Origin of the sequence: uncultured Endozoicomonas sp. (assembly GCF_947495845.1) — a bacterium.
In the GTDB taxonomy this organism is placed as follows: Bacteria; Pseudomonadota; Gammaproteobacteria; order Pseudomonadales; family Endozoicomonadaceae; genus Endozoicomonas.
This window is the reverse complement of the sequence record NZ_CANMAO010000001.1, coordinates 306,183-325,176: the sequence shown is the minus strand read 5'-3', so window position 1 is coordinate 325,176 and position 18,994 is coordinate 306,183. Positions and strand designations below refer to the sequence as shown.

18 protein-coding genes are annotated in these 18,994 nt (G+C 48.6%); 2 read left to right on the top strand and 16 right to left on the bottom strand.

The genetic code is table 11. The features are described 5' to 3' along the window. Positions 1–53: 53 nt before the first annotated feature. From ccmI to Q1B11_RS01330, 16 genes are all read right to left on the bottom strand, one after another. Entirely contained in the window at positions 54–1,232 is a 1,179-nt protein-coding gene (gene ccmI / locus Q1B11_RS01405; protein WP_299726212.1) for a c-type cytochrome biogenesis protein CcmI, read from the bottom strand. Beyond that, positions 1,229–1,765 (bottom strand): cytochrome c-type biogenesis protein, encoded by a 537-nt coding sequence (locus Q1B11_RS01400; protein ID WP_299726210.1) that lies wholly within the window; start codon positions 1,763–1,765, stop codon positions 1,229–1,231. Before Q1B11_RS01400 ends, ccmI begins: the two co-directional genes overlap by 4 nt. Beyond that, positions 1,762–2,346 carry a DsbE family thiol:disulfide interchange protein gene (locus Q1B11_RS01395; protein WP_299726208.1) on the bottom strand — a complete coding sequence of 195 codons (585 nt, stop codon included), beginning with the start codon at positions 2,344–2,346 and terminating at the stop codon, positions 1,762–1,764. The genes Q1B11_RS01400 and Q1B11_RS01395 overlap by 4 nt, the downstream gene beginning before the upstream one ends. After that, on the bottom strand, positions 2,343–4,349 hold the full coding sequence (locus Q1B11_RS01390; RefSeq protein ID WP_299726206.1) for a heme lyase CcmF/NrfE family subunit: 2,007 nt from the start codon (positions 4,347–4,349) through the stop codon (positions 2,343–2,345). Before Q1B11_RS01390 ends, Q1B11_RS01395 begins: the two co-directional genes overlap by 4 nt. Continuing rightward, positions 4,339–4,860, bottom strand: coding sequence for a cytochrome c maturation protein CcmE (gene ccmE / locus Q1B11_RS01385; RefSeq protein ID WP_299726204.1), 522 nt, complete (start codon positions 4,858–4,860; stop codon positions 4,339–4,341). The genes Q1B11_RS01390 and ccmE overlap by 11 nt, the downstream gene beginning before the upstream one ends. Next, the gene (gene ccmD, locus Q1B11_RS01380; protein WP_299726202.1) at positions 4,857–5,093 is read right to left on the bottom strand and encodes a heme exporter protein CcmD; all 237 of its coding nucleotides are present in this window, start codon (positions 5,091–5,093) and stop codon (positions 4,857–4,859) included. Before ccmD ends, ccmE begins: the two co-directional genes overlap by 4 nt. A 6-nt stretch (positions 5,094–5,099) precedes the next feature. Next, positions 5,100–5,837, bottom strand: a complete 738-nt coding sequence (locus Q1B11_RS01375; RefSeq protein ID WP_366139426.1) for a heme ABC transporter permease — start codon at positions 5,835–5,837, stop codon at positions 5,100–5,102. Positions 5,838–5,982: 145 nt separating this feature from the next. After that, positions 5,983–6,681: a heme exporter protein CcmB gene (gene ccmB / locus Q1B11_RS01370; protein WP_299726200.1), complete on the bottom strand. Its 699-nt coding sequence runs from the start codon at positions 6,679–6,681 to the stop codon at positions 5,983–5,985. Then, a complete protein-coding gene (gene ccmA, locus Q1B11_RS01365) occupies positions 6,668–7,324 on the bottom strand; it encodes a cytochrome c biogenesis heme-transporting ATPase CcmA (protein WP_299726198.1) in 657 nt (218 codons plus the stop codon). Before ccmA ends, ccmB begins: the two co-directional genes overlap by 14 nt. A gap of 165 nt (positions 7,325–7,489) precedes the next feature. Next, a complete protein-coding gene (locus Q1B11_RS01360) occupies positions 7,490–8,329 on the bottom strand; it encodes a hypothetical protein (protein WP_299726196.1) in 840 nt (279 codons plus the stop codon). Between the two features lie 156 nt (positions 8,330–8,485). Continuing rightward, positions 8,486–9,988 (bottom strand): CoA-acylating methylmalonate-semialdehyde dehydrogenase, encoded by a 1,503-nt coding sequence (locus Q1B11_RS01355; protein ID WP_299726194.1) that lies wholly within the window; start codon positions 9,986–9,988, stop codon positions 8,486–8,488. Between the two features lie 192 nt (positions 9,989–10,180). After that, a complete protein-coding gene (locus Q1B11_RS01350; protein WP_299726192.1) occupies positions 10,181–10,597 on the bottom strand; it encodes an adenylyltransferase/cytidyltransferase family protein in 417 nt (138 codons plus the stop codon). A 272-nt stretch (positions 10,598–10,869) separates the two neighbouring features. Further along, positions 10,870–12,051 carry an alanine--glyoxylate aminotransferase family protein gene (locus Q1B11_RS01345; RefSeq protein ID WP_299726190.1) on the bottom strand — a complete coding sequence of 394 codons (1,182 nt, stop codon included), beginning with the start codon at positions 12,049–12,051 and terminating at the stop codon, positions 10,870–10,872. 119 nt (positions 12,052–12,170) lie between these two features. Next, positions 12,171–12,656 carry a MaoC family dehydratase gene (locus tag Q1B11_RS01340; RefSeq protein ID WP_299726188.1) on the bottom strand — a complete coding sequence of 162 codons (486 nt, stop codon included), beginning with the start codon at positions 12,654–12,656 and terminating at the stop codon, positions 12,171–12,173. An 80-nt stretch (positions 12,657–12,736) separates the two neighbouring features. After that, the gene (locus Q1B11_RS01335; RefSeq protein ID WP_299726186.1) at positions 12,737–14,068 is read right to left on the bottom strand and encodes an amino acid permease; all 1,332 of its coding nucleotides are present in this window, start codon (positions 14,066–14,068) and stop codon (positions 12,737–12,739) included. Positions 14,069–14,096: 28 nt separating this feature from the next. After that, positions 14,097–16,397 carry an Orn/Lys/Arg decarboxylase N-terminal domain-containing protein gene (locus tag Q1B11_RS01330; RefSeq protein ID WP_299726184.1) on the bottom strand — a complete coding sequence of 767 codons (2,301 nt, stop codon included), beginning with the start codon at positions 16,395–16,397 and terminating at the stop codon, positions 14,097–14,099. Between the two features lie 216 nt (positions 16,398–16,613). On the opposite strand from Q1B11_RS01330, the gene Q1B11_RS01325 reads away from it, so the two are divergent. Together Q1B11_RS01325 and argF are read left to right on the top strand one after the other, a co-directional pair. After that, positions 16,614–17,273: a nitroreductase family protein gene (locus Q1B11_RS01325; RefSeq protein WP_299726182.1), complete on the top strand. Its 660-nt coding sequence runs from the start codon at positions 16,614–16,616 to the stop codon at positions 17,271–17,273. Between the two features lie 459 nt (positions 17,274–17,732). Continuing rightward, positions 17,733–18,740, top strand: a complete 1,008-nt coding sequence (argF, locus tag Q1B11_RS01320) for an ornithine carbamoyltransferase (RefSeq protein WP_299726180.1) — start codon at positions 17,733–17,735, stop codon at positions 18,738–18,740. Positions 18,741–18,994: the final 254 nt, after the last annotated feature.

Below are 18,994 nucleotides of genomic sequence, written 5' to 3'. Positions count from 1 at the left end.
CATGAATCATATACTTCCGTAGGCTCAATCTGGCAGCTCTGTTCACCTGCCATTTATCCAGCTGGAGCGATCACCAACCTAACCGGATCAGAGTAATCAGTATTCACACCGTTCGCATGCACCTGATAATCCGGTGTCATCACATCGCCAGACAGACTTAGCCGAGCCGTAATATCCAGTTTATCCAGTGAAGACAGCGATTGCCCGCCCATCATCATGGCGCTGCTGTCATCCAGCACAATCTCGCCGGGCAAATCCGTCAATCTCATGGGAATAGCGGCCACCGGCGGTGAGCCTGGTTGATCCGATACCCTGGCAAACACAATCACCCGCGCCGTTTCTGGCAGATCTTTTAACTCATCCGAGAGAGCAACCTGCACCCTTATAGAAACCACGGTTTCACCCAGCATGGTTTTTGCCTGATTGATACCCGCAGTCAAGGATTGACGCGCCGTTGGGTTCATTTCAAGGCGAAGTGCTGTCTGCCACGCGGTAACGGCTTCCTGATATTGGCCATTGGAAAATGCATCAATGCCTTGCAAGCCCAGAGCAGTGGTGTTTTCGCCATCCTTACTCAAGGTTTGCTGATAAAGCTGACGCACCTCAGGGGTGATGACATTATTTGATGCAAGAAACAGAACCTGAGCCAGTTCCGCTGTCACCTGTGGATGACCGTTGCTGACACGCACCAGTGTACGATAGGTTTTTAACGCTTCGTCCATTTTACCGGTGCGCATATAGTGACTACCAAGCATAAACAGCGCCTGATTATTCTCCGGGCGTTTTTCCACCCAGGATTCCAGAATCTGTTCAATCTGCTCGCTGCTGTGGTCACCCTTTTCCATCACATCAATGACCGCCATTTCCGTTGAAGCCCCCAGACGGAAATAGAGCAAAATAGCCAGGGCAGGAATCAACACGGCAATCATGACAGCCACTGCCGGCTGCTTAAGTTTTGAATACCGGCTGCTGGCTTGAGCAGGGTTTTCCAACTCTTCTGCCAATTTTTTCTTTAACTCCAGCTTGAGCCGATCGCCTTCTTCTTTTGATAACAGCCCTTGATCAACCTGACTATCAAGATCTGCAATCTGCTCTTTGAAATTCAAAATATTCGCAGTTTCATCATTGATCTGCTCTTGCGGCTCAGTCACCCGACTTTTCAACAATGGCCAGGCTGCCAGCAGTACTGCAGCAGTAATCATCACCAGAGAAATTAACCAGAACGCCATCATGCCTCTTTCTCCCCGGAAGACGGATTGCCTGACTCTTCATCGGACTGGAACTGTTGCAATCGACGCTCCAACGCCTTTTCCTGCTCTTCCGTCAACGCTTCCTCAGGCATTGCGTCCTGAGTATTAACAACAGATGTCTTATGTTTTCGTGCCACCATCAGAACTACTATCAGCCCGATCAACAATAAAAAGACTGGCCCCAGCCACAAAACCAGATTCACACCGGTCCAGCGTGGTTTGTAGAGCACAAAATCGCCGTAACGAGCCAACATAAAATCAATAACGGTGTCGTTATCCGTACCATCCACTACCATCCGGTGGACTTCACGACGTAAATCCTGAGCGATGGGGGCGTTGGAATCGCCAATCGTCTGGTTCTGACACTTTGGGCAACGCAGCTCATTGGTTAATTCAAAGAACTGCTGTTCCTGTGCAGCATTATCAAACTCATAGGAATCAATGGTGGCGTAAGCGCTACCCATAAACAGTAGCGCTGTAAACGCCAAGAGAGACTGTATCAACACCTTTCTCATGATGGATCAGCCTCGCTGCTATTCTCGCCGCTATTGCTCTGCTGTGCCTGCTCAACCAGAGCCCGGTATTTAGGCTCAATATCGTTTTTCCACACATTGGCATCCACAATGCCCACGTGCTTGTAGCGAATCATGCCCTGATGATCAATCAGATAGGTTTCCGGTGCGCCGTAAACGCCAAGGTTAATCCCTAAAGAACCGTCCTGATCATTAATGCTGAAACGGTATGGGTCATGAAGCACTTTCAGCCACTTTCTGGCTTCCGGCTGATCATCTTTGTAGTTCACGCCGTAAATGGGCACACCCTTATTGGCGAGATCCACCAGATAGGGATGCTCCACCCGACAAGCCGGACACCACGTTGCCCACACATTCAGCAGCGCCACTTCTCCCAACAGATCATCACGGGTGACGGTTCTGGCAGGATTTTTCACCGTCGTTAAAGAAAACGACGGCAGCGGACTATCCAGCAATGCCGAGGGCAGTTCACCTTTGTTATCGCGAAACAGGGCGATATAAAACATCAGGCAAAGGCTCAGAAAAATCGCCAACGGCAGAAACAGCTTTAGACGACGATTCATGCATTAGCTCCTTTAAAATCCGAGCTGCCTTCACGCCCCTTGTTAAGTACTTTCGAACGCACTTTAAACCGGTAGCGACGATCAGAAATAGCCAGAATGCCACCCAATGCCATCAGTACTGAGCCCGCCCAAATCCAGCGCACAAAGGGTTTGATATGAATCCGAACCGCCCAACTGCCGTCATTCCCCAATGGTTCACCTAGAGCAACATAAAGATCGCGGGTAATGCCCGGATCCAGATCCGCTTCGGTCATGGGCATGGCCTGTGCGGTATAGACGCGTTTTTCAGGATGCAACACCGCAATTTGACGACCATGTTCGTACACGGTAATTGAGCCATAATCCGAAGTGTAATTCGGCCCTTGCACCGGGCGAACGCCATCGAAACGGAATTGATAACCGCTAATGTCTACCGTGTCGCCAGGCGCCATACGAAGGTCACGCTGACTGCTGTAGCCACTGACAATCGCCACACCCACAATAGCAACCGCCAAACCAATGTGTGCCAGTTGCATACCATAATAAGCAGGTTTTAGTCGTTTAAGTGCCACCACAACACCGGATTTCGCCCGGGCATGGCGGGTCTTGTTCAGAAGGTCTTTCCCCATGGTCAGAACAATCCAAAACACCAACCCGATCCCCAGCACTTCGCTGATCATAAAGCTGTTGCCGTATATCAGGCTGAAAGCCAAGCCGCCAATCACACTGGTCAGCAGAATCCATCGCGTCTGCTGATACAGCCATTTCACAGAGCCGGTTTTCCAGTTAAGCAACACGCCAGCACCCAGGGCAAAAGCCAGCAGCATCGCCATGGGCACAAACACCGTATTAAAGTACGGAGGGCCTACGGAAATCATGCCCATATCCAGCGATTCCAACAGCAGTGGGAACAGTGTTCCGAGCAACACCGTTGCACAACTGGCGGTGAGTATAATGTTGTTCACCAATAACAGGGTTTCCTTTGAAACCAGGGTGAACTGAACACGACTGCGGACTTCTGGAGCGCGCAGCGCAAACAGGGTTAACGAGCTACCGATGACCACCATCAGGTAAATCAGGATAAACACACCACGTTCAGGATCGTTGGCAAACGCATGAACCGACGTCAGTACACCGGAGCGAACCAAAAAGGTGCCTAACAAGCTGAGCGAGAAGGCAAAGATGGCCAGCAGCAACGTCCAGCTTTTAAACAGACCACGTTTTTCAGACACGGCCAGTGAGTGCATTAGCGCCGTTCCTACCAACCAAGGCATCAGGGACGCATTTTCAACCGGATCCCAAAACCACCAGCCGCCCCAGCCCAGTTCATAGTATGCCCACCAGCTGCCCAGAGAAATCCCGAGCGTCAGGAAAACCCAGGCCGCTGTGGTCCATGGACGCGCCCAGCGAGCCCAGGCACTGTCGAACTGTCCGCCAATCAATGCAGCAATAGCAAAAGCAAACGCAACGGCAAAACCCACGTACCCCATGTAGAGCATGGGAGGATGAACGATCATACCAAAATCCTGCAATAGCGGATTCAGGTCAGCACCGTCTTGCGGCGGAAAAGGTAAAATACGATTGAAAGGACTGGATGTGAGCAAAGTAAACAACAACAGTCCAACAGACACCATGCCCATCACCGACAACACGCGAGCCGATAATTCCGGTGGCAGTCGATAACTTTTTAAGGCAACTGCCGCCATCCAGCCCGCCAAAATCAAAACCCACAACAGCAACGAACCTTCGTGCCCGCCCCAGGTGGCTGTGATTTTATATTGCAGCGGTAACAGACTATTGGAATGTTTTGCTACGTAGTCAACGGAGAAGTCGTCAGTAACAAAAGTCCAGATCAGACAACCGAATGAAAACGCGACAAACACAAAGAATCCCCACGTCAGGGGACGCGCCTGATTCATTAAACGCAGGTTACCGTTGAAACTACCCCACAACGGTAAAACACTTAACAACAGACTAAGGCACAGAGCGATGGACAGCGCCAGCAAACCAATTTCAGCCACCATTATTCAGGCTCTCCAGTTGCTGCACTTCCAGCTCCCGTGCGGAGGTTTGAAGCGCTGGAGACGAATAGCTCGGAGATGAATAGCCTGGATGGGCATCATCAATGGCTTTCTGTACTTCCGGCGGCATGTAATTTTCATCGTGCTTCGCCAACACTTCAGAGGCGGTAAACACACCCTCTTTATTCAGCATCCCGGTTGCCACAATGCCGGAGCCTTCGACAAACAAATCTGGAAGAATACCGTCGTATAATACGGTCACCTCACCAGCGCCATCGCTGATGCGGAAACTCACCTGCAAGCTTTCAGTATCACGCTCCACCGATCCGGGCACCACCAATCCTCCACCGCGAACCCGTTGGCCTGTGGGCGCTTCACCGGATTCCATTTGTGCGGGCGAGAAGTAATGATTGATGTTTTCCTGAAGCGCAAACAGCATCAAGGTAACGGCAGCACCGACACCCAGCAGTAGCAACAATACTAGAATCAAACGCTGTTTACGGACTGCGTTCATTGCGCACCTCTGCCGTCTTGCAATAAAGAGCTTTCTGTTATTGAGGACATCTTCCCGACACCTTTCGCTAATCGTTCCTGCCGTTGGATACTGGCAATCACTTTTCGTTTGGCCATCATAGGGGATAACACATTATAAATGACCACCAGCAAGCCAACGGCATAGGCGCTCCACACATAGAAGCCATGCCCATCCATTGCCAGAAATTCAGACCAGTTTTCGAAATACAACACTGCCGATTACTCCCCCACCAGCGCTTTTACCCAGCGGGTTTTCTTTTCACGACTGAGGATTTCAACCCGCAGCCGCAGAAACATCACCAGAGTAAAGAACAGATAAAAACCAAGAATAGAAAGCAACAGCGGCCACAGCATTTCCGGTGCCATGGAAGGTTTCTCCGTCAACTTCAGGGTCGCGCCCTGATGCAGGGTGTTCCACCAGTTTACGGAATACTTAATGATCGGAATATTCACCACCCCCACCAAACTCAAAATGGCGCAGGCTTTAGCCGCCACTTCGGAGGTTTGAATGGCGCCTCGCAGGGCGATGATACCAATATAGAGGAACAACAAAATCAACATGGAGGTAAGACGTGCATCCCACACCCACCAGGTTCCCCAGGTCGGTTGCCCCCAGATCGCGCCGGTAGCGAGAGATAAAATACAGAACGAGGCACCAATGGGCGCCATCACTTTCAGCGCCATGTCCGCTAGCTTGATTCGCCAGATCAGCAAAACGGCCGCCGCCGTTGCCATCATCATATAAATAGCCTGGGCAAGGAATGACGCCGGAACGTGAATAAAAATAATTCGATAACTGTTGCCTTGAAGATAATCCGGAGGTGTGAATGCCAACCCCCAGATCAGAGCAACAACGAGGGATAACAACGACGTAATCTGCAGCCAGGGCAGCCACTTACCGCTGATATCGTAAAACCACTTGGGAGATCCCAACTTATGAAAAAAAGTCCACTTCATCATCTTGTTCTTTGTACAGATGCATACTGTCCGATATTTCCACAAAATAGAAAATACCACTGCGACACAATGCTGGAAATCCGGTGCTATTTCAACACATTGACCAAATCATGACATTATTCTCAGTCAATACATAATAGTGAGTTCACTCATTTATCACTCTTAACGCACCAGCCGCTGCCAACGGCGCCAAACACAGGCCAAGCAATAAAAATACAGACAACCATAGAAGGTGGCCGTTCCAGGGCAAAGACTCTGCTGCTGCATTGACCGCGCCAGTAGCAAAAATCAGTACCGGAATATAAAGAGGCAGAGAAAGCAAGGTCAGAAGCACACCTCCTCTCTGTATCCGAACCGTTAAGGCTGCACCAATGGCACCGGCAAGACTTAAGACAGGAGTACCTAACAACAAGGTCACGAATAAAGGCAGAATCGCATCGGCAGGCAAGTGCAACATAATGGCGAGCAACGGCGCCATAATCGTCAAACAGAAACCGCTGGTAAGCCAGTGACTGAAGACTTTGGCAAGCACGAGAAGGGGCAGCGGGTGTGGCGACATCAACAACTGATCAAGGGAGCCATCATCCTGATCACTCTTGAACAGTGAATCCAGAGACATCAGTACAGATAGCAAGGCACCAATCCAGATAATCCCTGGTGCCAATTGAGACAACACATCACGATCCGGCGCAATACCTAGTGGAAACAACGACGCCACCATCAGAAAAAACGCCATGGGATTTACAATCTGCCCGGGAGATCGAAAGGCCAGAGTCAGGTCTCGTTTTATCAGTGCCAGACACGCAGCACCGCCTCTCATGGATTGTTGCTCAGTAGTCGCCATCGAAAACCTCCAGAGCATCTCCGGCAAAGTCTTCCAGCTTTAATTTGCGCAGATTTCCTTTACGGTCTGAAAGCGGCTGATGACTGGTAATCAACACCATGCCACCGTTGGTGGCGTGCTCATCAATCAAACTTTCCAGCCATGCCACACCATCAATATCAATGGCGGTAAACGGTTCATCCAGAATCCAGAGCTTTGCTTTGCTGGCGATCAGACAAGCAAATGTCACTCGTCGTAATTGTCCGGCAGAAAGGTGACTGCAGGGAATATCTTCGTAGCCATAAAGACCAACCTGCTCAAGTGCTTCACACAGTAATGACTCAACCGGCTGGATGTTTTTCAGCTGAAGGCGCCAGTGCATATTTTCCAGAGGGGATAGATCCATTTTCACGCCGGGCTTATGTCCCAGGAAAAAACTGGCAAGACGAAAGTCCGCGTAAGCAGAAGCGAGAGGAAGGTCGTTCCAGAAAATATCACCACGGGCATGGGAAGACAGCCCCGCAATAATCCGCAGTAACGTGGTTTTGCCTGCACCGTTTCGGCCTTCGATCTGAAGAACGTCTCCGGGGGAAAGCTGGAATGAGAGATTATGGAACAGCAAACGTTCGTCTCTCTCACAGCTGAACTGGCTAACTTTTAACAATCAATCCCCCGCAAAATCAGACTCCTTTACACTGCGGCAGATTATACATAAAAAGTAAGAATGTACGTTATCCCGAGAGTAGTTCCATTATAAATGCTAAGTTTTCTTCAACACCTGCTATCCAACCAACCAAAATAATACCCACTACATCATAACCAAACACTTCTACGCTTTATCAGGATTGGCAGGCTTAATTATATTATTGCCAACATAGTTTATTATGTCAGATACCTCTGTCAGCCTAAGCTCTAAGCCTTCTTTAAGCGCGCCCTCTCTTAAGGCGCCTCTTGCTTCAGTTGCATTGACATGACTTGATAGTTTTTTGCAAAACTCCACACGATCTTTTGCAGGATTTACTTCCATATCCGACAATTCAATCGCAGCACTTAAATCCTTAAGATGCCAAGGATCGAATATTTCTTTATTTTTGAGGATAGCGTCATATATTTCCATCTTCCCAACTACTGTATTTTCTTTTTTTACAAACTCTTCCACTGTACTTTGAAAAATACCGTTGTTGAACAATCTGGGCAACAAGTTTGATAACATGTTATGCCTTTTGATCACGGCCATCTCATACTCATTCTGTAATTTTTCAAGTCCTGTTATAATATCAAAGCAAGAGTTTAGCCTTTTCACTGTTAAGCATTTCTCATTTTCCCTGATGTTATTAAAACTAGAAATAGACTCTCTCAACTTTACTAGACGCGATGTAATCTGTTGCTCTGTCAGGCTTGAAAGCTTAAGGTTAGAAAGCGCTGGTTTAATAGAATTCTTTTTGACTTCAGCGACATTAAAAGCTCTAGCCGACGAACCTGAAAAAAAAGGTCTATGGCTAGAGCGTGTTGCAATAGAGCGATCCTCATTAACGATACTATTATCATAATTGGTCAAGCTTGTAGCTATACCACCAGTCCCATTTGCGATCATCACAACTAACCCCCCACCGTCATAAAACACCCTGCACCAACACTTGCTTGCATATTGAGAGTGCAACTTAATCATCTGATCAACCGATCAAATAATAGTTCCCATCAGGGGTAGCGTATTGCCAAAAAACAACCTATCCGTTTAAGAAGATCAAGACTTATAACAAAAACCCTGCTTTTGCAGGGCTTTCGTATCAAAAATATCAAGCTTCATAGCCTGAGCTTTAGCTACTTATTTCAAATTAATAGTCAGATTGGGCTGACCATCAAGCAAAATAGCCTCTTCATCATAATTCCAACGTGAAGTAATCGTCTTAGTCTCAGTATAAAAACGCACCGCCTGCTTACCATAGGCATGCAGATCGCCCATAAACGACCCTTTCCAACCGGTGAATGAGAAAAACGGAAGAGGCACAGGAATGGGAACATTCACTCCAACCTGACCCACTTCCACTTCATACTGATACTTACGCGCAGCAGCACCGGAACTGGTATAAATAGAAGTACCATTACCGTATGGGCTGCTATTCACCACCTCAAGCGCATCGGCTAACGTATCCACTGTGATACAGCAAAGCACCGGACCAAAAATTTCTTCCTTGTAAATGGTCATATCGGTAGTGACATCAGTAAACAGTGTTGGGCCAATCCAGTTACCATCGGGCAAACCTTCAACCGTACAATCACTGCCATCCAGCAAACAGTTTGCTTCCTCTTTCCCTTTGGCGATCAAACCAAGAATTCTTTCTTTTGCAGGAACCGAAATTACCGGCCCATAGCCTGCTTCAGGATCATCCCATGCGCCCGGGCGAACCAGAGAAAACTGGTCTTTCAGTTCATTAATCCACTCTTTGCTGTCGCCCACGAACACGGCAACGCTAATCGCCATGCAACGCTGACCAGCGGCACCAACCGCAGCACCCACCAGACCATTCAACACACGACCTTTGTCCGCATCCGGCATGATGACCATGTGGTTTTTAGCGCCCGCCATGCACTGGGCACGTTTCATATTTTCGGTGGCGGTTTTGTAGATGTATTCGCCGACAGGCACCGAACCAACAAACGACACGGCTTTGGTATCAGGATGCTTTAATAGGAAATCCACCTGCTCCTTGCCACCGTGAACAATTTGCAACACGCCTTTGGGGGCGCCCGCTTCTTCGAACAGTTCCACCATGCGCATTACTGTCAGCGGAACCTGCTCAGACGGTTTCAAGATAAAGGTGTTCCCCGCAGCAATAGAAAGCGGGAACATCCACAACGGAATCATCGCCGGGAAGTTGAACGGCGCGATGCCCACGCAAACACCTAACGGCTGATGATAACTGTAGGTATCAATATTGCTCGCCACATTTTCTACCGTCTCTCCCATCATGGATGAAGGAATATTGGCAGCCTGTTCTACGACTTCAATCCCCCGCCACACATCGCCCTTGGCATCAGCAAAGGTTTTGCCCATATCCTTGGAAATCAGTTCACCCAGTTCATCATGATGCTCTTTCAACAGTGCACAGTAGCGCATCATTAAACGAGCACGCTCGGATACCGGCACCTTTCGCCAGGTTTTGAAAGCTGCTTTTGCCCCTTCAACGGCTGCGGTCATCTCGCGTTCAGAAGCAAAAGGCAGCTCCGCCAACTGCTCCTGTGTAGCCGGGTTGATTACAGGAATAGATTGCGAGCTTTCACTGGTGACAAACTCGCCATTGATAAATAGAGGGATTTTCTGGGTCATGGCACTACCTGTTTTCTTTATTATTGTTACTGATCGGATGTGCAACTGCTACAGCCTGAATGCCAGCACGGTTTAGCGTATGTTCAGAGCAAGCCGAATGAAAGAAGCTTATCAAATCACTCCGGAATGTTCATAATTTTTTACACGCTGATGCCATATTATGAACATTCGAACTTCTGCTTCCTCAAATTCTCAAGGTAGCTGGCTTAGCGTATTCACAAGCTCCGATGAGCTTTGAACTTTATCGCCACCAATATTCCAAAGCATGCTTATACCGAGGGATCGGCATAACTCAACTTCCGGCGTATTGCTGGTTTGCCGATCTCCGCCATTGGCAAAATAATCGGGTTTGAGATGCTCAAGTGCATTAATGACAGAACCATCAGAGTCATCAACGCCAACAACCCGGGAAACGCAGCCAAGCCCTCTTAATAATTCGCAACGCTCACCAAAGGGCATAAACACATAACCTTTCTTTCGCAGCAACCAATCGTCGGAGTTTACTATGACGACTAGTTCTCCATATTGCGATGCTGCCTCCATCATCCGAAGATGCCCCACATGAACGGGATCAAAGCCGCCAGACACACAGATTATTTTTGTACTCATTCCAAATCCCTGGATAACAGACTTTAAGTAGTTAACCACCTGAAATCATATTTTCTGACTCATTGATCAGGCTCTCTGACTGCGTTGCAACTCTGGTCACATAGCTCGCTATGCTCCCGACGTTGCGCCTTGCAGAGAACCTGGTCAATAAGCCAGAAATATTCGATTCCAAATGGCCAACTGCTTACTCTTTAAAGAACCATACCCTTAAACAAAAAAGCCAGCTTTTTATAAGCTGGCTTTTGGTGGTGACTCAACGGCTTTATCAAACGCTAACCGCCATAAACGTCATTAGCCGCCTTAACAGCCAGCCCCGGAGTAAAGGAGTGCCCCTGACTCAACAGCGCGGACTCCAACGCGGAAAGGCAGTTCAGAACATTCGTCTGGCTGGCTGCATAGCCCATCAAACCAATACGCCATACTTTTCCGGCAAAAGCACCGAGACCGGCACCGATTTCCAGATTGTACTCTTTCAACAACTGCTGTCGTACAGCAAGATCATCCACACCTTCAGGAATCACCACCGCATTCAACTGCGCCAGACGTTCACTTTCAGGCACCAGCATTTCCAGCCCCATGGCGGCTAAACCGGCGACCAGCGCATTATGATGCAATTGATGGCGCTGCCAGCTGTTATCCAATCCTTCATCTTGCAGCAGACACAGCGCTTCATGCAGCGCATACAACTGATTGACCGGCGCCGTATGGTGGTATGCACGCTTACCTTCACCGCCCCAATAACCCATCACCAGATTCATATCCAAAAACCAGCTTCTGACTTTGGTCTTGCGGCTTTCAATTTTCTTGATAGCCGCCTCACTAAAGCTCACCGGAGAAAGGCCTGGCACACAGGAAAGACACTTCTGGGAACCGGAATAAATAGCATCAACACCCCATTCATCCACTTCCAGCTCAGAGCCAGCCAGAGAGGTCACTGCATCAACAATGCTCAGGCAATCGTATTTTCTGGCCAGATCACAAAGCACCTTGGCATCAGAGCGAGCACCGGTGGATGTTTCCGCATGAACAAACGCCAGAATTTTCGCGTCGGCATTCGCCTTGAGGGCTTCTTCAACAGCAGTAGGATCAACCGCTCTGCCCCAGTCGGATTCAACGACCACTGCCGTACCGCCCATGCGCTCAACGTTCTCTTTCATACGACCGCCAAACACACCGTTGATACAGACAATCACTTTATCGCCTTCATCCACCAGATTGGCAAAACAAGCTTCCATCCCGGCAGAGCCCGGAGCGGAAATAGGCAACGTCAGACGGTTATTGGTTTTATAAGCAAACTGAATTAACGCTTTCAATTCATCCATCATGCGGATGAACTCAGGATCCAAATGACCGATAGTCGGGCGGGACAGCGCCTCAGTAATTCGTGGGTGAACGTCGGAAGGACCTGGGCCCATCAATGTTCTTCTGGGAGGGTGAAAGGATGTTATTGTCATAGTTGCCTGCTTTCGTTTATCTGCATGTTAACGGAGACGATTCCAGAACAGTCGCCGTACGTCTATTGTTCTATATTCTGTACCTGACAATCCCTGTCAGGCTGCGATCTGAGATCAACTTATCGGGCAGGCTTCAGTTCCACATCGGGCAATGGGTATTCATCCACCTCGACATCGCCGGAAGACGGCATAATTTCAGCCTTACCCTTCACTACTGTTTTACCGTCCTGATTAACAACGTTTGTGGATACCGTTGCACGCTGTCGTCTTTCATTGATTTCCAGCACTTCCAGTTCGACGGTTACAGTATCCCCGACTTTCACGGGGCGCAGGAATTTTAGCTCCTGTCCGAGGTAGATGCCACCGGGTCCTGGCAATCGTGTTGCCAGTGCACAGGAAATTAACGAGGCAGTCCACATACCATGGGCGATGCGCCCTTCAAACTGAGTAGTTGCCGCAAACGACTCATCCAGATGAACCGGGTTGGTGTCGCCAGAGACTTTAGCGAATAACAGCAGATCTTCTTCTGTCAGGGTTCTGGTCAGAGAAGCATCTTTTGCCCCCGCAGTGAGCTCTTCAAAAGGAATATTTTTCAGTTTGCGCATGTATGATCACTCAGCAGGATGGTTCCCAATGGCTGGGGATCTCCCAGCAACAGCTTCTTATTCTGGCACAAAATGTGAGTCTATTCCTCATCCACTTGTACTACCTGGGTATTCATCAGCACGGCATAGATACCAGGCACCACTAGCGCCATGCCCAGTACAATCAGCAACTCCTCAACGTTGGCTGACGCAAAAGCGGAAATAATGAAAACAGACGAGACCGTAACAATGAACAGGTTGGACTTGGAAATCTTCTTCTCCATCCGGTCTTGCTTGATCAGTGCCATGCCAGACCAAAAATACGGAAACAGCAACAACAGCACTGATATTGTCACCGAAACATTGAACGCTTCCGCAATATTACTGCCCATCAACATCAGCACCACTTCCATCACGGTCATGATAACGCCATTAATCACCAACCCCTTTGCCGGTATATTAAAGCGGTTCACGTGGGTATAAGCCTTGGGAAGAAAACCATTATCCGCACTGGTTTTGGCGGCACTTACGGAATTCAGCCCCCAGACAATAAAACTGGCTATACAAGCCACAGACATCACCAGAGACACAATCTGCCCAACGGACGGAGAGTGGGTGATTTTCTCCATGGACAAAGCAAAAGAGGCGGGCGCTTCCTGAATATCTTTGGCAGAAAACATGCCCTCCATCACGGTGGTGGAAAGAATGTAAAACACAGCCACCACTAAAAAACCGATAATAGTCGCAACAGGCACCACTTTATGAGGATTTTTGATTTGGGCTGCATTGGTGGCCACACTCTCTACGCCCACATAAGAAAAAATGAGAATGGCAAAACCGGCCATGATGGCAGAGCCATCCCCTTCTCCCGACACATTCCAGTTCTGTTTAAACTGCCCGGGGTTGAACTCAAACCACCCTAAGACACTGGTCAAAGCCACCGCAATTAACAACAGAGTAACGGTAATGGATACCACTTGGGAGATGATGCCGATGCCCCGCAAGGACAACGCCACAAATACCCAGATCAAAACAATAATCGTCACCCCAAGCACAATCGGATCATTCAATTCAGGGATAAACATGGCCAGGTAACCAAGCCCTGCTATAAGAATCGACACATTGGAAATCAGGTTGCCATAGACATAAAAGAACCCACACTGGGCACCAATAATCGGACTGATCGACGTTGCCAGCGCCGTCGGACTGGGATCGTCAAACCTATCCCCTGCCCGCACATAAACCAGCGTTAGAAATAATGCACCGATGGTGACCAAAATAAACGACACCAGTGTTATAGAACCGGTAAAAGCCAATTGTTGCGGTAGTGCGATCACACCGCTGCCGGCAAGGCTGGAAATGATGAGAAACGTCGCTCCGATCATCCCCAGCTTTTTCGCTTCGCTGTTTGGCTGAGCATTTTCACCAGACATAGCAATGGCCCTCCCGAGCTCAGCCGAGTTACTCTTTTACACAAAGGGTTTGAAAGTAGGATTTCCCGTTTCGTTCCACACGCTCTACACCGTGTACATCACTCTCATAACCGGGAAACAGGTTTTCAAATTGCTGTCGAGCTATCAGGTAGTCATAAATTGGGCGAGCTTTGTCGTTCATGGCTTCACCGCCCATCATAATGGGAATGCCCGGCGGGTAAGGCACAATCATGACCGCCGGCACCCGCCCCATCATGGCTTCAAGTTCGACATACTCCACTTGTTTCTTAACCACATGATGATAGGCCTCTGCAGGTTTCATTGCCGGGTCGGGGATAACCTGAAAAGCATCCTGCATTTTGTCCAATATTTCATGCTTCTTGAAATAACGGTGGATCTCATTGCAATGATCTTTTAAACCAACGCCCTGATAACGCTCCGGATAATCATTTACCAATTTTGGCAGCGCCTGCTCAAGGGGTGCATTTTCATCATAGAGCAGTTTGAATTGCAGGAGCGCCGTCAGCAAAGAACATTGTTTCGCCCGAGTAGTGCCAAGAGAATTCAACAGGAGGAAGGAGTAATAGTCGGATTTTTCACACACTATCCCGTGTTTAATGAGATAGTCCGACACAATGGATGCGGGAATGCCCTCGTCACTCAGGTTCCCTTCATCATCCAGCCCCGGTGTAATAAACGTCAGTTTAATGGGATCCAGCATGGCATAGTCGTCTTCCATTTCATGAAAGCCATGCCAGTTGTTTTTCTTACTGAATACCCACGGATGCTGGTTCGCCGCCAGGTATTCCGCTGGCACATTTTCAAACGCGGTTTCACTGCCTTCGTAATTTACGATTCTGGGCTGCCACATTTCAAAAAACCAGCTCTTCTCCAGCTTCATCTCCCGGGAAATTCGAGTGACTTTCTGACGCAGTTCAATCGCTTCCAAAATGATGTCATCCAACAATGCAAAGCCATTGTCTTCCATCATTTTGGTGGCCACATCCAGTGAGGCAATCATGCTGTATTGTGGTGAGGTCGAGCCATGCATCATGTAGGACTCGTTCATCTCATCGGGATTAATCGTCACCTTGCTGCCATTACGGATATGCAACATGGAAGCCTGAGAAAAGGCGGTCAGCAACTTGTGGGTAGAGTGAGAGCAGAATATAGGAGGGTGATCACTGTTTTTGTCATCATCCGACATACCGAAGTGATCTTTATAGATCGGATGAAACCGTGCGTAGGCATACCACGCCTCATCAAAATGCAAGTTTTCAACACTGCGCTGAAGCTGCTGTTTTATATTGATGACGTTATAACAAATACCATCATAAGTAGAGTTGGTGAGCGCCGACATTTTCACCGGTTGTTTTTTTAACTTTGCTGGTATCAACGGATTCGCCTGAATCTTTTCCTGAATAGAATCACTGGAGAACTCTGATAAACGACATGGGCCGATAATTCCTCGTTTATTACGGCGGGGCACCATATACACAGGGTAGGCATCCGTAATCACCATGGAGTAATTCAGGGATTTGTGGCAGTTTCGATCCACAAAGGCAATGTCGTCCCGCACCAGCTGACTGCGCCAGATAATCTGGTTTACGTTCGATGTACCATTCAGCACATAATAGGTGTAATCCGCACCAAAGACTCTGGCCGAGTTTTGTTCTGCATCGCCAACCACACCGGAGTGATCTAAAAGAGAGCCCAGCTCCGGCACAGAAATGGAGAGATCTGCCCGAAACACGTTCTCACCAAAAAAATTGTACATAGCATGGCCTGCCGGGCTGTGGAGAAAACCTTCCCCTCCCATATGACCCGGGGTATGCCAGGCATACTTGTACTCATGGGCATACTTCACCAGCGCACCAAAAAACGCCGGGTGTATGCTGGTGATATAATCCATGACAAAAGTATCAATTCGGCCTGCATGAAACTCCACCGTGTCGGAGTTTTTCCACAGCGTATCGGTAATGATTTCCAGCACACTGGTTGGCATACTGGCCATGGCCAATCGATCGGTCATCAATAGAATAGGAATCTGTTTGTTACGGCGTCGTATACATTCCAATAACTCTTCTGGTTTCATGGATTCGGAGGTGTCGGTAACCACCATATCCCAGTCAATAATAACGGCTGCCAAATCCGACCGTGATGCAAAAATCTCGGCACCATCTTCGTAGTTATAGGATGGGTAAACTTTCAGAGCATGAAGCTCTTTAAGCTTATCGGTCAGTTCTCTGAGCCGAACCCCCTCATCATTTTTGGCATCAAATTGATCAGAAATAATGAGCACAGGCCATGCCCGTTTGGTTAACTTCATCACTGACTCCTGGTGGATTCAGTCAACACCAGGCGGGCTGGCGAAAAACTGAAAAGCAGAAAAGAAAATGCTAGAGATCCCCATAAAAGTAGACGGCAGATACTATATATACCAGAACAACAAACTTTCGGATTCGGTGTCGTGCTAGAATCTTAAGTCGACATAAAAAGAAAAGCGGTAAAGCCTGTTGATAGTGATAGGTGCAGGAGTATGTACATGAAAACAGTGCCCCTCGACTTCCAGCTACAGAATGAAGAACAAATGCTGGATAGTGCACGAACTTTTTCTCAAAGAATCACTAAACGCCGGACGGTGAGGGAATTCTCAGATAAGCCAGTACCTCGAGAAATCATTGAAAACGCTATAAAAGCAGCGGGCTCTGCTCCCAGCGGCGCCAACAAACAACCCTGGCATTTCGTAGCCATTTCTGACCCAGAAGTGAAACGCCAAGTCCGTGAAGCCGCTGAAGAAGAAGAACGTGCATTCTATGGTGGCCGCGCTTCCGACAGCTGGTTAAAAGATCTGGAGCCTTTTGGCACCGATGCCAATAAATGTTTTCTGGAAACCGCCCCCTGGTTGGTTGCCGTTTTTCTGGAAAAGAACACCGTGGATGAAGAAGGCGTCAAGCACAAAAACTACTACATGCCAGAATCTGTGGGCATTGCCTGCGGCATGTTGCTCACCTCATTACACCTTTCCGGGCTGGCAACGCTGACCCACACGCCCAGCCCCATGAAGTTTTTACAAACTCTTTTAAAACGCCCTGACAACGAAAAACCTTACCTTTTGGTGGTGGTTGGGCATCCTGTTGAGAACGTGGAAGTACCTGATATACAGAGAAAATCTCTAGATCAGATCGCCACATTCATTGACTGAATGACAAGGGGGCGTTCCTAACTGTGCGTGCGACCAGCCGTCCATGATTTTCGCCAGGCGAGGCACGAGCTGCGCAGTGTGGTTATTCCACATAAGCAGTGAGTAACGCTGCATGGCGAAAACCATGGACGGCCCTTCGGGTTGATCACACAAGCACTCATGCCGCGTTGAACCCCTTGAACATGGAGCAACCATGTTCTGCGGGCTTCGCCTTGCCTGAGTGCTTGTGTGATCAACTGGTCGAACGAACAGTTGGGAACGCCCCCTAGCACTAATACGTAAACCGATCCGTAGTATCACGAACTGGCCTTATACCAAATAAAATTCGATATTGGAGTGGACAGCATTAACCGGTCTATGGAAGATGGTTTTCACAATGAGGGTGCGTATAAATTAAGCACACCTTCTATATAGATAGCCTACCAACAAGAAAAAATAGTCTTCTATCAGGAAACACCTATGACATCGAGCTTGCTGAACCGTTCATTTCTCAAACTTCTGGACTTCACGTCAGAAGAGATCCAGCAGCTGCTGGAACGTGCTGCGGAACTGAAAGCAGCCAAACGTGCCGGTACTGAACAGCAATTTCTGAAAGGTCGGAATATTGCTCTGATTTTTGAAAAGGCGTCCACTCGAACCCGTTGCGCCTTTGAAGTGGCCAGTTTTGATCAGGGAGCCAATGTCACCTACATCGGTGGCGGTTCCCAGATGGGCTCTAAAGAGACTGTCAAAGACACTGCTCGTGTATTAGGCAGAATGTACGACGGCATTGAGTTCCGCGGACATTTACAGCAACACGTAGAAGATCTGGCGGAGTTCTCTGGTGTGCCTGTCTGGAATGGCCTTACTGATGATTGGCACCCAACTCAGTTGCTGGCCGATTTTCTGACCATGCTGGAACACGGCAATGGTCGTAAACTCAGCGAGATGAAACTCTGCTATCTGGGTGATGGTCGAAATAATGTTGCCAACTCCCTGATGGTTGGCTCCGCCAAAATGGGTGTGGATTTTCGCATCGCCGCACCGGCGGATTATTTGCCAGACGATGGGCTGGTTCAGCAATGTCTGGCCATTGCCAGCCAAACAGGCGCGAAAATCACGGTTACCGAGTCTGTAGAAGATGCCGTTGCCGATTGCGACTTTTTGTACACCGATGTCTGGGTCTCTATGGGAGAACCAACCGCAGCGTGGGATGAGCGGGTAAAACTGATGACGCCTTATCAAGTTAATGCCGCGCTATTGAAGAAAACCGGTAACCCGAATGTGCGCTTTCTTCACTGCCTGCCCGCTTTCCATAACGATGAAACCACCATCGGTAAAGAAGTGGCCGACAAATACGGCATGAATGGGCTGGAGGTGACGGAGGACGTTTTTGAGTCTGACGCGTCCATCGTATTTGATCAGGCAGAGAACCGGATGCACACCATAAAAGCGGTGATGGTGGAGACTTTAGCGGGTAGCTCATAGCCTCGAAATACGGCGCAAAAAATGACCTGTGTCAGTTACAGCCGGGTGTGCTGACTCTACAATCGATTCTTTTTTCATATCAGGCGTCAACAGACGTCTGACATTAACTATCAAGATAGCGGCGCACCTGCAAACTGTGCGGAATTGACTACTATCTACTATGGAAAGTTTTTTAGCAGGAGGTCTGGATATAGCCGTAAGGTTCAGATCAACATCCGAAATACGACATTCGATGAATGTTATTTCTCCGATGC

Bases quoted from the DNA above. Each gene is read 5' to 3' on its own strand.
- ccmE (WP_299726204.1), bottom strand. From the start codon at position 4,860: ATGAACGCAGTCCGTAAACAGCGTTTGATTCTAGTATTGTTGCTACTG.
- Q1B11_RS01330 (WP_299726184.1), bottom strand. From the start codon at position 16,397: ATGAAGTTAACCAAACGGGCATGGCCTGTGCTCATTATTTCTGATCAA.
- ccmI (WP_299726212.1), bottom strand. From the start codon at position 1,232: ATGATGGCGTTCTGGTTAATTTCTCTGGTGATGATTACTGCTGCAGTA.
- Q1B11_RS01325 (WP_299726182.1), top strand. From the start codon at position 16,614: ATGAAAACAGTGCCCCTCGACTTCCAGCTACAGAATGAAGAACAAATG.
- ccmB (WP_299726200.1), bottom strand. From the start codon at position 6,681: ATGGCGACTACTGAGCAACAATCCATGAGAGGCGGTGCTGCGTGTCTG.
- Q1B11_RS01345 (WP_299726190.1), bottom strand. From the start codon at position 12,051: ATGACAATAACATCCTTTCACCCTCCCAGAAGAACATTGATGGGCCCA.
- Q1B11_RS01335 (WP_299726186.1), bottom strand. From the start codon at position 14,068: ATGTCTGGTGAAAATGCTCAGCCAAACAGCGAAGCGAAAAAGCTGGGG.
- Q1B11_RS01375 (WP_366139426.1), bottom strand. From the start codon at position 5,837: ATGAAGTGGACTTTTTTTCATAAGTTGGGATCTCCCAAGTGGTTTTAC.
- Q1B11_RS01400 (WP_299726210.1), bottom strand. From the start codon at position 1,765: ATGAGAAAGGTGTTGATACAGTCTCTCTTGGCGTTTACAGCGCTACTG.
- Q1B11_RS01395 (WP_299726208.1), bottom strand. From the start codon at position 2,346: ATGAATCGTCGTCTAAAGCTGTTTCTGCCGTTGGCGATTTTTCTGAGC.
- Q1B11_RS01350 (WP_299726192.1), bottom strand. From the start codon at position 10,597: ATGAGTACAAAAATAATCTGTGTGTCTGGCGGCTTTGATCCCGTTCAT.
- argF (WP_299726180.1), top strand. From the start codon at position 17,733: ATGACATCGAGCTTGCTGAACCGTTCATTTCTCAAACTTCTGGACTTC.
- Q1B11_RS01340 (WP_299726188.1), bottom strand. From the start codon at position 12,656: ATGCGCAAACTGAAAAATATTCCTTTTGAAGAGCTCACTGCGGGGGCA.
- Q1B11_RS01360 (WP_299726196.1), bottom strand. From the start codon at position 8,329: ATGATTAAGTTGCACTCTCAATATGCAAGCAAGTGTTGGTGCAGGGTG.
- Q1B11_RS01390 (WP_299726206.1), bottom strand. From the start codon at position 4,349: ATGGTGGCTGAAATTGGTTTGCTGGCGCTGTCCATCGCTCTGTGCCTT.
- Q1B11_RS01355 (WP_299726194.1), bottom strand. From the start codon at position 9,988: ATGACCCAGAAAATCCCTCTATTTATCAATGGCGAGTTTGTCACCAGT.